Annotated in this window: 17 protein-coding genes and 2 riboswitches; of the genes, 13 read left to right on the forward strand and 4 right to left on the reverse strand. The window is 38.2% G+C overall.

Annotated features, from left to right (window positions below):
- Nucleotides 1-166 precede the first annotated feature (166 nt).
- From IGI44_RS06635 to IGI44_RS06645, 3 genes are all read left to right on the forward strand, one after another.
- Nucleotides 167-442: a hypothetical protein gene (locus IGI44_RS06635; RefSeq protein ID WP_438788930.1), complete on the forward strand. Its 276-nt coding sequence runs from the start codon at nucleotides 167-169 to the stop codon at nucleotides 440-442.
- Entirely contained in the window at nucleotides 423-641 is a 219-nt protein-coding gene (locus IGI44_RS06640; protein WP_438786993.1) for a hypothetical protein, read from the forward strand. Before IGI44_RS06635 ends, IGI44_RS06640 begins: the two co-directional genes overlap by 20 nt.
- A 116-nt stretch (nucleotides 642-757) precedes the next feature.
- Nucleotides 758-1,624: an arginase family protein gene (locus IGI44_RS06645; RefSeq protein ID WP_438786994.1), complete on the forward strand. Its 867-nt coding sequence runs from the start codon at nucleotides 758-760 to the stop codon at nucleotides 1,622-1,624.
- A gap of 26 nt (nucleotides 1,625-1,650) precedes the next feature.
- Here the strand turns inward: IGI44_RS06645 and IGI44_RS06650 are convergent, their stop codons facing one another.
- Nucleotides 1,651-2,088: a VOC family protein gene (locus IGI44_RS06650; RefSeq protein ID WP_438786995.1), complete on the reverse strand. Its 438-nt coding sequence runs from the start codon at nucleotides 2,086-2,088 to the stop codon at nucleotides 1,651-1,653.
- Nucleotides 2,089-2,111: 23 nt separating this feature from the next.
- Nucleotides 2,112-2,840 carry a DUF2087 domain-containing protein gene (locus IGI44_RS06655; RefSeq protein ID WP_438786996.1) on the reverse strand — a complete coding sequence of 243 codons (729 nt, stop codon included), beginning with the start codon at nucleotides 2,838-2,840 and terminating at the stop codon, nucleotides 2,112-2,114.
- 146 nt (nucleotides 2,841-2,986) lie between these two features.
- Here IGI44_RS06655 and IGI44_RS06660 point away from each other — a divergent pair, with 146 nt between their 5' ends.
- The 5 genes from IGI44_RS06660 (at nucleotide 2,987) to IGI44_RS06680 (ending at nucleotide 7,770) form a co-directional block, all read left to right on the forward strand.
- On the forward strand, nucleotides 2,987-3,895 hold the full coding sequence (locus IGI44_RS06660; protein WP_438786997.1) for a DUF2268 domain-containing protein: 909 nt from the start codon (nucleotides 2,987-2,989) through the stop codon (nucleotides 3,893-3,895).
- A 62-nt stretch (nucleotides 3,896-3,957) separates the two neighbouring features.
- Nucleotides 3,958-4,070: riboswitch (TPP riboswitch) on the forward strand.
- 170 nt (nucleotides 4,071-4,240) lie between these two features.
- On the forward strand, nucleotides 4,241-4,897 hold the full coding sequence (gene tenA / locus IGI44_RS06665; protein ID WP_438786998.1) for a thiaminase II: 657 nt from the start codon (nucleotides 4,241-4,243) through the stop codon (nucleotides 4,895-4,897).
- A 117-nt stretch (nucleotides 4,898-5,014) separates the two neighbouring features.
- Entirely contained in the window at nucleotides 5,015-6,700 is a 1,686-nt protein-coding gene (gene ilvB, locus IGI44_RS06670; RefSeq protein WP_438786999.1) for a biosynthetic-type acetolactate synthase large subunit, read from the forward strand.
- Nucleotides 6,687-7,187, forward strand: a complete 501-nt coding sequence (ilvN, locus tag IGI44_RS06675; protein WP_438787000.1) for an acetolactate synthase small subunit — start codon at nucleotides 6,687-6,689, stop codon at nucleotides 7,185-7,187. Before ilvB ends, ilvN begins: the two co-directional genes overlap by 14 nt.
- A gap of 10 nt (nucleotides 7,188-7,197) precedes the next feature.
- Nucleotides 7,198-7,770, forward strand: a complete 573-nt coding sequence (locus tag IGI44_RS06680; protein ID WP_438787001.1) for a TetR/AcrR family transcriptional regulator — start codon at nucleotides 7,198-7,200, stop codon at nucleotides 7,768-7,770.
- 61 nt (nucleotides 7,771-7,831) lie between these two features.
- Here the strand turns inward: IGI44_RS06680 and IGI44_RS06685 are convergent, their stop codons facing one another.
- Together IGI44_RS06685 and IGI44_RS06690 are read right to left on the reverse strand one after the other, a co-directional pair.
- Nucleotides 7,832-8,284 (reverse strand): precorrin-2 dehydrogenase/sirohydrochlorin ferrochelatase family protein, encoded by a 453-nt coding sequence (locus tag IGI44_RS06685; protein ID WP_438787002.1) that lies wholly within the window; start codon nucleotides 8,282-8,284, stop codon nucleotides 7,832-7,834.
- 25 nt (nucleotides 8,285-8,309) lie between these two features.
- Nucleotides 8,310-9,821, reverse strand: a complete 1,512-nt coding sequence (locus IGI44_RS06690) for an amino acid permease (protein WP_438787003.1) — start codon at nucleotides 9,819-9,821, stop codon at nucleotides 8,310-8,312.
- A gap of 649 nt (nucleotides 9,822-10,470) precedes the next feature.
- Nucleotides 10,471-10,584: riboswitch (cobalamin riboswitch) on the forward strand.
- Nucleotides 10,585-10,818: 234 nt separating this feature from the next.
- Between IGI44_RS06690 and IGI44_RS06695 the strand changes: the two genes are divergently transcribed.
- The 5 genes from IGI44_RS06695 to cbiB are packed head-to-tail and all read left to right on the forward strand — an operon-like array spanning nucleotide 10,819 to nucleotide 15,590.
- Entirely contained in the window at nucleotides 10,819-11,319 is a 501-nt protein-coding gene (locus IGI44_RS06695; protein ID WP_438787004.1) for an ECF transporter S component, read from the forward strand.
- Nucleotides 11,320-11,340: 21 nt separating this feature from the next.
- A complete protein-coding gene (gene cobD / locus IGI44_RS06700) occupies nucleotides 11,341-12,411 on the forward strand; it encodes a threonine-phosphate decarboxylase CobD (RefSeq protein WP_438787005.1) in 1,071 nt (356 codons plus the stop codon).
- The gene (locus IGI44_RS06705; protein ID WP_438787006.1) at nucleotides 12,402-13,391 is read left to right on the forward strand and encodes a GHMP family kinase ATP-binding protein; all 990 of its coding nucleotides are present in this window, start codon (nucleotides 12,402-12,404) and stop codon (nucleotides 13,389-13,391) included. Before cobD ends, IGI44_RS06705 begins: the two co-directional genes overlap by 10 nt.
- Nucleotides 13,282-14,637 carry a cobyrinate a,c-diamide synthase gene (locus IGI44_RS06710; RefSeq protein ID WP_438787007.1) on the forward strand — a complete coding sequence of 452 codons (1,356 nt, stop codon included), beginning with the start codon at nucleotides 13,282-13,284 and terminating at the stop codon, nucleotides 14,635-14,637. Before IGI44_RS06705 ends, IGI44_RS06710 begins: the two co-directional genes overlap by 110 nt.
- Nucleotides 14,634-15,590, forward strand: coding sequence for an adenosylcobinamide-phosphate synthase CbiB (gene cbiB, locus IGI44_RS06715; protein ID WP_438787008.1), 957 nt, complete (start codon nucleotides 14,634-14,636; stop codon nucleotides 15,588-15,590). Before IGI44_RS06710 ends, cbiB begins: the two co-directional genes overlap by 4 nt.
- The last annotated feature ends 9 nt before the right edge of the window (nucleotides 15,591-15,599 follow it).

Genomic DNA, 15,599 nt, shown 5'->3' on the forward strand with positions numbered 1-15,599 from the left:
AAAAAATATTAATTAAAAGAATTATTTAAATTGATTATTATTTAAAAGCTAAAAACGCAACGGGGAGTAAGGTTCGTGAATAACCTTTGATTTTTTAAAAAATATTGGCGAGATTTTTTCTTTTTTGAGTTCCTTTTTTTGTTATACTTAAGAGGGGATGATTGTGATGGATAGATTGAAAAATATCTGTTGCTATGCACCCATGATGGTGTATGCAACACCAGAAGTAGAAGCAAAAGTGGATAAATTGTGTTTAGAAATGGTCACCCTAGCAGCAAAAGGTTGGAGTGTAGACCAGTTATATTATTATGCCCTAAAACATAGCGCTGAAGTGAAGGGAATAGAAATGGTATTATCGGCAGATTCTAAGGGATTAGTCATCGTCTTTCGGTCAGAGCCAGAAAGACAGGAGGTGGAAGAATATGCCAGTGAATACTTTTAATTTAAGCCTTATTCATCAAAAAATGTGTGATGAATTCATTGCAGATATCTGGATTTTCGCCATTGAGAACTGTATCGATTTATCTGAGGCATTTGTTGCAGCTAGAAAAGACGATCAGCTTAAATACTTCTATAATTTAATAGATCAAAATGAAGAAATGTCTTTATATGTGCATGAAGAATTGGGACTGGATTGCTAGTTCCAATTCTTTTTTTGTGGAATTGCTTCTCATGATAGAAGCCTTGTATACTTATGATAATAGATTTTTGTTGAAAAGCCGCATAAAGAAGACAGAATTTAAAGGAGAAAATAGGTATGACTAAAACCCTTAGATTGATATTTCCTCAATGGCAGGGAGGAAATAATCCAAATTATGTTTTTGGCTCCTTGTTGTTAGGTCACATTGTTCCACCAGGCGATAAGGCGGAGACCATTCAAATCATGATCGATGAGGATACTTCACAAGAACTATCGATCGAAAATGGTGTAATTGGTGGAGATGGGTTGTTAAAGCAAATGTCCGAAGCAACGAAGGTTTTAGTGGAAAAGGCTCCTGATAAGGTAATCACTTTAGGCGGCGATTGCTCTATCTCGCAGGCACCTTTCGATTATTTACATAGAAAATATCCTGACTCGCTGGGGATTCTTTGGCTAGATGCTCATTCGGACATGTCAACAATCAATGATAGTCAAAAAGGTCATATGCATGTATTAGGAAATCTTCTAGGTCAGGGAGCGCCACAGTTTGCCGAAAAGGTTTGTCATCCCTTCAAGGTGGAGCAGGTTATGCTAGCTGGTCTAAAATATGAAGAGCTGCGTCCCTGTGATCATCAAGTAAATGATCTGAAAATGAATTACCTCACGCCCGATAAGCTAGTGGATGATAGTCGCTTAATAATTGATTGGATTACTCAAAATCAATTTAAACATCTTGCGATCCATTTTGATTTGGATGTTCTGTCGCCACAGGATTATCGATCGATAAATCCGGGAAAACCATACTTAGAGATAGAAAAATTTCCTGCACCGGTTGGAGCGATGACACTCGAACAGATTACCCGTATCATGAAAGACGTGTCTGAACAGACCGAAATTGTAGGATTTAGTATCGGGGAACATTTACCGTGGGATGCGATCAATTTGCGGAAAGCGTTGGAGAGTGTAGAAATATTTAGGGATTAAAAAAGTCAGCGGAGTTCGCTGACTTTTTAGAGATGATCGTCATTATTCACAATTTCATATTTGATTCCATCTGGATCTTTAAAGAAAAAAGCATAGTAGTTCGGTCCGTGTTGTGGGAAAATCTGTGGTTCATCCAAAATCTCAGCATCTAATTTAAGTATCTCTTGATAGATGCGATCAACTTCACTTCTGGATGGCGCTCGAAACGCAATATGATGAACAGCGCCTGGTTTTCTACGATGGACTGATTCTTGCTGATAGTCATTAAGGGCGGAACAAATGCCGAAATCATAGGAGCTATCAAGATATTCGATGACGTTCATATCCAATTCCTCTAAGTAAACCTTGATTTTTTTGCTCAAATCAAAGCCCAAGCTTTCCATCAGTCCATCATAAAAGGCTTCTACTACATTAATATCTCTTACTGTGACTTGCATATGATCGATTTTCATTGGTAACACCATGATAACGGCTCCCTTCAAAACAGTTATATTTTCCAATAGGTCGTGCCATCTACGGTACGACCTAAAATTCCGTACTCAATCAAATATCGTCTGATCGTGACATAATCATCAAACATTGTAGAAATGACCTCATTGATTTCCTTTTCTGTGTATTGCTTTTCAGGAATAAAATTCTCAGCTAATTTTTGAATTAGAATTATCCGCTTTTTTTCTTTTTTTGGTATTTGGTTGGCTTTTCCATTCTCATCAAGGAAAACTTTAAAGACTTTTGCTCTTTCATTTTGTGTTGATACAAAGCGTTCATCAGAATCAATAATTGAATTCGCAGTGAAATCTCGTTGTTCTTTTTCTTCGATCGATTCCAATAAAGCTAATAAAATTTTTGCTTGACGTTTTTTCTCTTTGAATTTGAAACGATGATTTCTTACCGCGGAAGTCGTAATATTCAACTGATCGGCGATTTCCTGATCATCCATACCTTTTGAAAATAGATTCAAAAAATTTTTTTGTGTTTCGCTTAGTCCAGTTTGATTTTTGTCAAGATTAAGTAAAGCAATAAAAGGACCGTGATGTGTGTGCTTCACATGATAGATCATCGCACCTTCAGCTCGAGCGAATTGACTATTCGATTCACTGATCGGGTAGACAAAGCGATCATCAAATGTTTGATCACAATATAGGCAGTGAAAAAGAAATTCTCCTTTTTTTGAATAACCTTTTTTTATTTCTTTGATAGTTAATTCATTCTCCATACCATCTCTCCTTTTCAATATAATGCTAACACAAACTGAAATTGTTTGCAAATTAAGTTGCGAAATAAATTTTGGTCTTTATTTTTAAGTGCTGTTGACCTTTACGTAACGTCAACGATTATGATAAAAGAAAGGAGGTTATCATAGTGAATAATTTTGAAGTAAAACTAGTTGATTCGCTGAGCTTTTATGAACGATGTTTGCACAGTCAGGTGGACGAAAATAGCTTTCGTTATGAAATCATGCAGCCATTTGAAGAAATGTGGCGCTACTTAAGCGTTCCACTTGTACCTAAAACACCGGGAGGTTACGACGTAGTAATGGCATCAGAGATGCTAGGCATCTGGACACCAAGGAAGGAAATAGAGTTGATTAAATCAAAAGTAACTTCATTGAAAGACACGAATATTTTCAGGCAATACAATCAGGTGATTAACGAGAGTGTTCAACTTTTTAATGATATTGGGTATGACATTCCTGTGAATGAATTTCGCTTGAATATCTTACTTGGTGATTCCGAAAATAATATATTGATGGCAAGTGAGGGATATAGTGGATTTGGCGGTATACCTGGATACATTTTGCTGATTGTTGTACCGAATGCCTTTAATCGAACGCGATTAAAATCAGCATTAGCCCATGAGTTTAATCATAATGTTCGCTTTACTTATGAACCTTTTAATCATGGAGATGTAAGTGTCGAAGATTATTTAGTAATTGAAGGGTTAGCGGAAGTTTTTGCTGAAACCCTTTATGGAGTTGAACAGCGTGGTCCTTGGGTACAAGAGTACGATCAAGAGGAGTTAGAGTACACAATCGAGGTAATGAAGTCTGGACGAGAGGCTCGTGGCTTCGATCAGGTTTCCGCTTATATGTACGGGGATGAGGTGGCGCGTGAACAGGGCTACCAGCCAGTGGGGCTTTCAAGAAATGCCGGATACACGATCGGCTATCATCTTGTAAAGGATTATTTAAAAAATACTGGAGAAACAATTGCTCAAGCTACTTTGACGCCAAGTAGAACGCTAGTCGAAGAATCCAGAATATTTGATTAAGTTCAGATGATTTTAAATAACGGTCGTTTTACTAAAAAGAGTATGTTATACTTTTAATAATTGAATGACACTAGGGGTGCTTTTGAAGCTGAGATTATACCCATTGAACCTGAGATTATACCCATTGAACCTGAAACAGTTAGTACTGACGCAGGGAATGTGTGATGTTTTTAGAATTTGCACCCGACCGTTTTTTTGCGGTCGGGTTTTCTTCTGTACGCATGTTTTGAGCAGCAAGCCTCCTTTTCATTCTTATGTGAATAAAGGAGGTTTTTTTATGGTTTGATCCGAGATGATTTCTAACAAGTAAGAACACTAAGAAAGAACAATAAAAGGAGACTGAGAATGACTTTTACAAAAATTGCACGTGAAGAAGCAGCATTCTATTGGGAGAAGAGTTTTGAACATCCGTTTATCCAAAGACTGGCAGCCGGAGATTTAGAATCAGAGATCTTTCGTTACTATCTACTTCAGGACCGTTATTATCTTGAACATTTTAGTAAGCTTTACAGTAAGATCGCGGAACAGACGAATGATCAAGAAGCCCAGCAGCAATTGAAAGAGAATGCAGAAAATCTTAAACTTGGCGAAATGGCCATTCGTAAAGAATTCTTTTCAGAATTGGCGATTTCGGATCAAGAGATTCTGGAGACACCAATTGCTCCCACAGCGTATCACTATGTTTCTCATATGTATCGACAGTTAGTTGATGGGACACCAAACACTGCTTTTGCCGGCATGCTTCCTTGTGCCTGGCTTTATCAAGAAATCGGCGTTCGTTTGATTGAAACAGGTTCACCTGATTCTTTATATCAGCGATGGATTGAAACGTATGCAGGCGAAGCAGCTGCAGAAGGGATTAAAAAGGAGTGTGCCCTCTTAGATCGTTTGTATCAAGAAAGTCTAAAGAAGGAGCAACAGCAAATGATCCAGGCTTTCGTGATTAGCAGTAAGATGGAGTATGCTTTTTGGGAAATGGCTGTCAAGCTGGAAAAATGGTAGGAAATAGGAGATCGTTCGGAGGAGAACGGTCTTTTATTTTTTGAAAACGGTTGACAACTAATGTAAGTTGTATGTTAAAATGCAAGTCAATACTTGCATTTTAAGGAGGCGTGAAAAATGATTTCGGGAGCAGAGATGGTTGTTAACGCTTTAGTCAAAGAGGAGGTTGAAGTTTGTTTTGCCTATCCGGGCGGGCAGGCTATTGATTTGTTTGATGCACTTTATCAAAGAGAAGAGTTTCGGGTTGTTTTGCCGCGACATGAGCAGGGACTCATCCATGCTGCGGATGGATATGCTCGATCGACGGGAAAAGTTGGTGTTTGTCTGGTAACTAGTGGACCAGGGGCCACAAATTTAGTTACTGGAATTGCTACTGCAGGCTATGATTCTTCCCCTTTAGTTTGTATTACAGGTCAGGTCTCGACACACTTGATTGGAAAGGACGCTTTTCAAGAAGTAGATATGGTAGGAATTTGTCGTTCAATTGCAAAATATGCAGTAACCGTCAAAAAACGAGAAGATTTAGGAGAGATTCTAAAAAAAGCGTTTGTCATTGCACAAACTGGCAAACCAGGTGTGGTAGTAGTAGATATTCCTAAAAATATTCAGCAAGAACTTGGCTCAGAAATGTATCCAGAAGAAGTCACAATTCGTGGTGGTCAGAAAACACCACATATTTCATTTGAAAAATTAACAGAAGCGGTTGAATTGTTAAATAGCGCTAATAAGCCTGTGGTACTTCTCGGTGGTGGAGTTCATCGTGGAGCAGCCTATCGAGAAATAGCAAAATTTGTTGAAAAGTATAACGTGCCAGTTGTCACAACGATTATGGGAAAAGGCGCGTTGCCTAACAATCATGTGAATTATATTGGTAACGTAGGAATTCATGGCAGTTGTGCGGCGAATCACGCCCTTATGAATAGCGATGTTCTTTTCGCAATAGGGACAAGGCTAAATGATCGCGTAACTGGAAACACAACAACATTTTGTCCGCTAACTAAGCTGATCCACCTAGATATTGATCCGGCTGTCATTGATAAAAATGTCGATTCACAGATTCGCCTAGTAGGTGACATCAACGATTTATTACCAAAAATAACTAGTCATCTTCATCAATCAAGCTATGATGAGTGGCTACAAGAAATAAAAAAAATCAATGAAATTCTGCCTGTTCGGATGGAGGAAAGGGGCCTAACTCCTGAAAAAATAATCAAAAAAGTGAATGACCATTTCTCAAATGCTATTGTAGTGACAGATGTTGGACAAAATCAGCTGTGGACAACACAATTTCTTGAAGTAACAAAAGAGCGTCAATTATTAACCTCAGGTGGTCTAGGAACAATGGGCTTTGGCTTTCCTGCTTCGATTGGTGCAAAATTGGGAAATCCCAGTAAGGATGTTCTGACAATCACTGGTGATGGAGGATTCCAGATGAATCTTCAGGAGCTAGCAACCATTATCCTAGAAAAAATTCCGATCATTATTTGCATTTTCAACAATAGAAGCTTAGGAAACGTTCGTCAGTGGCAAGAAATGTTTTATGGGGAACGCTACTCTTACACGATGTTGAGTAATAGTAATGACACGTATGTACCGGACTTTATTGCATTGGCACACAGTTATGGGTTAGAAGGAATGAGAATTACCAAAGAAGAAGAGCTTGATAGTGCCTTTGAAAAAGCAAAACAATCGAAGGATAAGCCAATTGTTTTAGAGTTCATGCTTGAAACGGAACAAAAAGTGCTACCGATCGTTGCACCAGGTCAAGGGTTAAAGGAGATGATCACTTATGAAGACAACTGAACAGAAATGGTTAAGTGTTTACGTTGAAAATGAAGTAGGAGTACTAGCAAGAGTCTCTGGATTATTCTCTGGGAAATTGTATAATTTAAATAGCTTGACGGTTGGGGAAACGGAAGCAAAAGATATTTCTCGGATGACTATCAGTCTTTTTAGTGATGATCGTACCTTTGAACAAGTCAAGTATCAGTTAAGCAATATGATCGAAGTGATTCAAGTGATTGATTATTCCGACATTCCGATCCACACTAAAGAGGTGATGTACATTAAGCTTCCTTATGATGAGAACCTAGAGAATGACCTGGATAAATTAGCTAAGAATAATTCATTTACTATTGTTGAAGAAACAACACATCAATTACTGATTGAGTGTATAAATACGGATAAGCAAAATAACCAATTAATTGCCGATCTAAAGCAATTCATTTCTCAAGAAATCGAAATAATTCGGGGAGGAAGTGTGGCGATTGCAAGTTTAGTGAAGGAGTAAAAAATTCTGTATGAAAAATACCCGAACCAATATTATGGCTGCGACAAAAAAGCTAATTGTTGAAAAAGGCTACAGTGATATGACAACGAAAGATATTGCAAAAGAAGCGCAAGTAAATGAAGCAACGCTATTTCGACAGTTTGGCAGCAAGAAGGAGTTGCTATTGACAACTTTAAAAGAGGCCGATTGGGTTCCTTCTGTTAATCCAAACATCGCCGAGGGATTTCATTGGAATCTAGTCGATGATCTCCACTTGATAATGAGAGAGTATTTGAAGCAGGTGACGCCAGAGATCGTGCGCTTTTCTTTAGGCCTTCGTGCACAAGAAATTTATCAGGAAACGATGCCCTATGTAGAAAAAATTCCAACAGCTTTTATTAAAATACTGGAAGCATATTTGATTGAGATGAACTCGCAGCAGAAAATCGAGATTCAAGATCCGAAAAAAACGGCTGAGATTATTTTTTCCAGTATGATTGGCTTCGCTTTTTTGCATGCCTATTCTAGTAATGATCAGTATGAAAGAGAAGCAGAAGTGTTTATTTCTCACGCAACTGATCGCTTTATTAATGGATTAATTTGATTATAAAAGAACGCTTGAATACCTCGACTGATTATCCAAACAGTCTGTATTCAAGCGTTTTTTATTCCAACGTGATTCTTTTTAAAAGCGAACGGATTTTTTCTTTTAACTGTTTCGTTTTCCTCGGGTTCTTTCCATTAGTAGTCAAAGCGATGGCAAAATCGTTTTCTTTGATCAATGCCATATTGAAGAAATTACTATTATGTTGGTTTGTCGTATCGTTTACAAGCTGTCGCGGAGTAGTTTCGTTCAAAACGGCTCGATTGACGGCAGCGTTATCCGTACAGATAAAAATTACTTGAAAGCCGGCTGTATCGCCATACTGAAATGAGCGTTCACGCAACAGAACGGTTCCGTTCTTATTGGCTGTATGTAAGGCTTCAGAAAAATTTGGTGCTATAACTGTCGGTTTTGCACCTGCTTCAACCAATCCGCAAACTTTTCGAGTGGCTATTTTTCCACCACCAACGACTAGCACAGAAAGCTGTTGAATGTCAATTAAGATTGGATACATAAGCCTATCTCCTTAGTCCATGATTTTACGAATTATCACTGTTTTGTTTAGAAAGACCTACTAAAGCTTTTTTCTGTTCAAAACGAAAATAGATGAAGTGGGAAAGAACCCCAAAAAACACAGGACCTAATAGCAGAGTCGAAAAGTTCAAATAATTTCCCAGCTTCAATGGCTCATAAATTTGAAAGGCAATCGCAACAAAAATACAGACACAAACGCTTATTGAAAGAAAATAGTTTAGCCGATTGTTCTTAATAATCAAGGATTCTTTCTGGATAATCCTTTTTCTTAAAGAGAAAGGAAAACTAGCTGCAACAATAAAATACGGAATTGCCCGCGAAACATTTGTCATATAAGTCAATTGGTTAAACAAGTCTGACAAAAAGCTATTGCTGAATGAAAGCAGACCAATGAATAAAGAAATCAGCAGCGCTTGGAGCCAAAGTGCATTTTCAGGCATTTGGTTCTTATTTAAGGCTGAGAATTTCGGCCAAAATATCTTTGGCGTACTCTTGATCAAGCTTTTTAATGGTCCATAGCTAATGGAACTCAGTAGACTCAAGTACGCTAATCCCATTGTCAGTGCAGTGTAACGAATGAAGAGCTGAGTTAATAAATACGTGTGACTAGCAGAAAGGCTGAAGGTGGAGGCTAAGGTTTTGGCTAATTGCTCCATGACACCATACATGAGATTTCCTAAATGCAGAGAAGCGACATTTCTCAAGTTATCAATGTTATTTGCACAGCTCCAAATGATGATGCCGCTGACATATAAAAATAACACTATGAACGAACTGATAATCACTGCACGTGGGAATCTACTGCGACTTTTCTTTGTTTTATCTGCCAGACTTGCAATGGTATCTAATCCACCAAATGCAGTAATAGAAAATATAAAAAAGGGCAATTGTGACAGGAGGCGATTGGATGATTCTTGGAAAAAGCTGGGCACAGTTAGGCTATGGTTGATATTTATGATCACCTGTTCAGGATTTTTAACAATCAAAATCAAATTACCAGCTAAAGAAAGGATCAATAAGCCGACCATGGCATAACCGCTAATATGCAGAAATCTAAAAATTACTTGGAAACCGCGTTTGTTCATCCAAGTGATAAAGATTACCGCCAGAATGGAAAATACTGCTAACCAGACTTGAGAAGGAACACCAAACCAATTCATTGTCGAGGTCATGTCTCGCCCAAATAAAAGAATAGAGACTGGGATGAGAAGCTTCATGAATAAACTAATCATCCAAATGAAGTAGCTGCTATACCACAAAAAGACCGTCGTAAAGGCGGCTTTTGGCGAGAGCGACTCTTTTAACCAGTCATAAATTGCCCCTGAACGATGCGCGTACTTTTTTGTATATTGGGCTACGATAAGTGCGTAAGGAATAAAATAAAAGAGCGCACTAATGAGAAACCAAATAAGTGACTGACTCCCTAACATAAAAAAAGCTGAGATCATGCTAGAAAATGAGTACACGGTGGTGGTAATGATCAAAATCAAATTTTGTGAAGACGGCTTCTTAGTCATTGTCCCCTCCATAGATCTTTTCTCCATCTTATTTTCTTTTAAAAAAAAAGACAAGCTGATTTTTAAAGCAAAGGAATTACTTCAATCAAAAAGTGACCGATAAAAGTGAATGAGATGATTGATAAATCAACGATTCTAAAAACGATGATTAAGTAATAGCAAAATCTTGCCTTGTTTTTGCTGCAAAATAACAATATTTGGCTAATTTTAGTACTTGAATCTTTTTTTAATCACCTTAATAAGGAACAATTTACTAAAGTGCTTGTGTGAAGAAACTTTAGCTAGCCAATTTACACAAACTAAGCTAGTCAATAACAGTAAGCAAAGATTTATTGCTGAAGTATGAGTAGTTTCTTCAAAAGTGAAAAGTATAATCGTTCTCTTACGATCTCTTTTTGTAAGGAAAAGAACATAATTTAAATAAATTCGCTTTTTAATCTGGTTTAATTAATTGCGTAATCAAGGCTTCATTAAGTTGACACACTTTTCTTCAATCTTTTTTTTAAATTGTCAGTCTCGTTTGAATATAGCAATATTTTGCTCTTACTTTTTTTAAAATAGCACAATGTGGCTGAGTTATAGAAAAAAGCAAAGATTGAATAGAAAGCTTTGCTATAATAAAGAAAATCGAATAATTAATAACTGAGCAAGGGAATGAGGTGAAAATCCTCAACAGCCCCTTTCTACTGTATATGCGGATGAACTCTCATAAGCCACTTTTCGGGAAGGCGAGATAGTAAATAGATGCAAAGTCAGGATACCTTGTTCAGGGATTAAAAATAATTGGATTGGGAAGATTATTTTGCTAACTGTTTATTTGGTGTACCTAAGACAAATAAAAAACGCGGCGAGCCCATCTTTTCTGGACTCACTGCGTTTATTTTTTTTGAATGTTCGTCCAATTGTTATCTTCCACTTTTGTAAAAAGCATAGTAATACGAGTACTCAATTATTATGTTAGAAAAATTAAGATAGTAAAACAAATAAGGAGTGAAACATGATGAAGTATTCAACAAAGAAATTGGCAACATTGGCAATCCTACTGGCGCTGTGTGTGATCGGGGCAAACATCAAGATTTTAGGTTCAATCGCGTTGGACTCTTTTCCTGCATTTATTGGGGCAATCATCCTCGGTCCCGCCGCAGGAGCATTTTTAGGCTTTTTTGGACATATGATTTCTGCATTATTATCTGGATTTCCTAATACGTTATCGATCCATTTAATTATTGCTGTATTAATGGCGGCCTGCATGTTCTTTTATAGCTGGACACGTAAAAAGCTGCAAAAAAACAAAATCGCAGCCTCTGCCGTTTCAATGTTAGTTGCGTATCTGATTAATGTTCCACTGGATCTGATATTGCTCTATCCATTAATGGGCCCTGTTGTTTTTATGCTTTTTGTTCCGCTGACGCTAGCGACGGTCGTGAATTTATGTCTTTCTGAGGTTGTGATTCTTGGAATCCCTCAAAAATATAAAGAAGCAATCTTTCTAAAATAATCAAGAAGTGGAGTCGTTTTTATGGCAGTGAAGCATGGAGGGAATCTTCAAGAAGTCAGTGAGCTATACAAAATTGAGAAGAAGAATTTAATTGATTTTAGCGCGAATATTAATCCATTGGGCATTCCTGAAAGAGTCAAAGAGGTATTAATTAAAGGAATTACAGAACTAGTTCATTATCCGGATATCCGCTATCGAGCATTGAAACGGGCGATTGCCGATTTTCATGGGCTTTCCGAAGAATTTGTTTATCCAGCCAATGGTGCCGCGGAAGCGATTTTTATGCTAGGAAGAACACTGCAACTGAAAAGGCTGCTGCTACTTGCCCCGACATTCATGGAATATGAAGCAGCTTTTAATCAACAAGAGACCGAATTTTGTTATTTCAACTTAGAACAACGAAATTTTCAATGGACAATTTCAGAATTGATGCGATCGGCGAAAGAACAGCAAGTCGATGGTATTTGCCTTTGCAATCCGAATAATCCGACTGGACAAATGCTGAAGCAATTTGAACTTGAGGAATTATTCGCCTTTTGCCAAGAAAACAAAATAGTATTGATTGTGGATGAAGCATTTGTAGATTTTACAAAGGAGGAATATTCGTTTGTTTCTTCAATCAATACTAACGAAAACCTCTACATCTTTCGATCGTTGACGAAAATGTTTGCGATTCCAGGTTTAAGACTGGGCTATTTACTAACAAGTAATCGCTCAATCCTATCGGCTATTGTAGAAAAAACGGTGCCTTGGCATATCAATACGTTTGCCGATCTTGCGGGTCAGCAGGCTTTAAAGGAAACACGTTTCATTGAAGATAGTCAGCATTATATTGCACAAGAACGGGGCTTTTTGGAGGAGCGCTTAGCTTTCTTTAAGGAGCTGGAAGTATATCCCAGTCAGACGAATTTTTTGTTCATGCGTTATCAGGGAGCAGGTTGTCTGCAAGAAAAGATGTTGAAACAAAATGTCTTGATCCGAAATTGCAATAGCTTTAATGGGTTGACGCAGAAATACTATCGAATTGCTGTCAAGTCAAGAGCGGATAATCAGATTCTGCTTGCTGCATTGGAGGCGGTTTTATGCGAGTAACAGCTTCCTGTAATGGTTCATGTGGAGAACTCATTCAAGGATGGCTTGGTGATTCACAAAAATTAGTTAGTTATGGGATTGATCGGTTTTCTAAAGTGACAATTCAAACAGGCGTTGCTTCTAAAGTAATCAAACCAAAAGTTGAAGAAGCTATCTATAGAACGTTAGACCATTTAGGGATTCCTATTTCAGAAAAAGAAAAATTATCTTTTTTGATTGATTCAGATTTACCAGTAGCTAAAGGAATGGCGAGCAGCACAGCAGATATTGCCGCAGCTTGCCAAGCGACGGCGGCTTATTATGGTCGAAAAATTTCTAGAGATGAAATTATTAATATTTGTTTAGCGATAGAAAGAACCGACAGCATACTTTTCCCGACTCTCACATTGTTTGAGCAGAAAAATGGCTCAGTAAGAGAATGTAGCGGATGGGCCCCGCATTTTTACGTAGTTGTTTTGGAAACGGAAGAAACACTAGCCACCGAAGTATTTCATTCGCGGAAGACCGATCGGCTATTTTATCAGCAACGGGAACAATTTGCGGATGTTTATCGAAAGTATGAGATTGCCGTCAATGAGAGATCTTTACGAAAGCTGGGAGAAGCTGCTACATGCAGCGCTAGATTGAATCAAGCGATATTACCTAAACCCTATTTTTCAGAGTTACTGACACTTAGGAGGAATTATCAGTGGCTAGGAATCAACGTTGCACATAGCGGTTCAGTAGTCGGGCTGATGATTGAAAAATTAGACGAGATTCCAACGGCGTTAGCAGCAATTAAGAAATCAGGGATGATTCGTTGTTATTCTAAGGTAAGTGTCCATCAAAGCTGCTACCAAGGGGTACGGCTGATAGAAGCGGGGGATGTTAATGAAAAAGGTGATGATTGCCGCGGCTTCCAGCGGTTCGGGGAAAACTACGATAACACTGGGTTTAATGAAGCTGTTGCAAAATCGAGGGTATCGAATTCAACCTTATAAAGTGGGACCAGATTATGTCGATACCGAATACCACACACGAATAACTGGGAGAGCCTCTCGAAATTTAGATATGTTCCTGGTTCAAGACAATGCCCGTATGCGAGCACTCTTCGAAAAAGAAGCACAAAAAGCAGATATTTGTGTAATTGAAGGAGTAATGGGGCTTTTTGACGGATTAGGTGTAGAAAAAGATTTTTGTTCTAGTGCCGGGGTCGCGAAGCAGCTAGATTGTCCCGTGCTATTGGTGGTCAATGGACAATCAGCTTCAACCTCCGTGGCGGCGGTGATAAAAGGCTTTGCTGAATTTGATCCTGATTTAAATATCTGTGGTGTAATCATTAATAAAGTTGCCTCAGAGACACATTATCAATTGATAAAAAAGGCAGTAGAGAAATACACAAATGTTCCAGTTTTTGGTTATTTGAAACGAGAAAAAGGTGCAGAGCTTCCCTCTAGACAATTAGGTCTAGTTCCTGACAGAGAAATCAATAATGTCACTGAAAAGATTCTACAGGTAGCGGAATCTTTAGAACGAACATTTGGACTCGATCAGTTATTAGACCGGCTGCCGAATGAACAAGTCCGGTTTACAGCACCGCACTACCCGCAGTTTTCGGATATCAAGGTCGCATATGCTTTAGATGAAGCCTTTCATTTTTATTATCAAGATAATCTTGACTTGCTGAAAGCGCATGGTGTAGAACTGCTTACTTTTAGTCCTATGAAAGATCGACAGCTCCCTGAAGCTGATTTGTACTATTTTGGCGGGGGGTATCCTGAGGAATTTGCTCAAATACTCTCTGAAAATGAAGAGATGCGCAAGAGTATCAAGGAAAAGCATGAACAGGATGCGTTTATCTTAGCTGAATGTGGCGGCTTAATGTACTTAGGGGCAACGTTCAATAATGATGAGAAGCATTACCCGATGGTAGGGATTTTTGACGGAGCCAGCAAGATGACTTCAGGACTACGAAAATTTGGCTATTGTTATGGGAAAGCTACTCAAGAGACCTTGATCGGAAATACGGGAGATACGGTAGTAGGACACGAGTTCCATCATTCGATTTTTGAAAGTTCAGAGCCGACAGTCTTGGAAATGAAAAAGAAACGCGACGGAGAAGTAGTCAAAAGATGGACTGGTGGGTATCAGAAGAAGAATACATTCGGTAGTTATCTCCACCTTCATTTTTATCAAAGTGAGGATTTTCTTCTGAACCTGCTGGAAAAAGTGAGGAAAGGTTCATGATTTATTGGATTATTATTGCTTTTATCTTAGATTTGCTGATTGGTGATCCCTACAATTGGCCGCATCCGATTAAGCTGATCGGCAACTTTATCAGTTGGTTCCAAGACAAATTTACACAGGAAAAAACAGAACAGGAAAAGTATCGTTGGGGTATTCTTTTGTGGGTTATTACCGTTTTCGGGTCTGGATTCATAACGTATTGTCTTTTAAGAGTCAGCTTTCGAATCCATCCTTTCATTGGGATCGCTTGCTATATCTATCTTGCTTACACGACCTTGGCAACCAGAAGTTTATCATTAGAAGGAAAAAAAGTTTATCAAAAGTTAGTTAATGATAGCTTGGATAATGCTCGTAAACAGGTTGCAATGATTGTCGGAAGAGATACCAATGAGCTATCAAAAGAAGAAATTACTAAAGCAACAATTGAAACTGTCGCTGAAAATACGAGTGATGGCGTAATTGCACCGTTATTATGTTTGTTTCTTGGCGGTCCTACGTTAGCCATGATGTATAAAGCCGTTAATACATTGGATTCGATGGTGGGCTATGTGACACCCAAATATCGTGCAATTGGCTGGTTTTCTGCAAAAATGGACGATATTTGGAATTTTATCCCTGCACGCTTGACTTGGCTCTATCTCCTAGGCGCCACAAAAATTCTCCATTTAAATACTTCCAATGCTTGGAAAGTAGGTAAAACGGATTGTCGCAATCACAAAAGTCCTAACAGCGGTTATCCAGAAGCAGTCGTAGCAGGTGCGTTAGGAATTCAATTAGGAGGTACGCATTTTTACCATGGTGTTGAAATTTACAAACCAACGATTGGTGTCTCACTTCGTTCAGCCAGACCAAAGGATATTTTGACTGCCAATAAACTTTTATATACAACAGCGATTCTGAGCCTGTGTGTATTTAGTGTTATAGCAATTATCATCAATAATTACTTTTTATGAGAGGGGAAA

This window comes from Enterococcus sp. DIV0756 (genome assembly GCF_051710745.1).
Lineage (GTDB): Bacteria > Bacillota > Bacilli > Lactobacillales > Enterococcaceae > Enterococcus_A.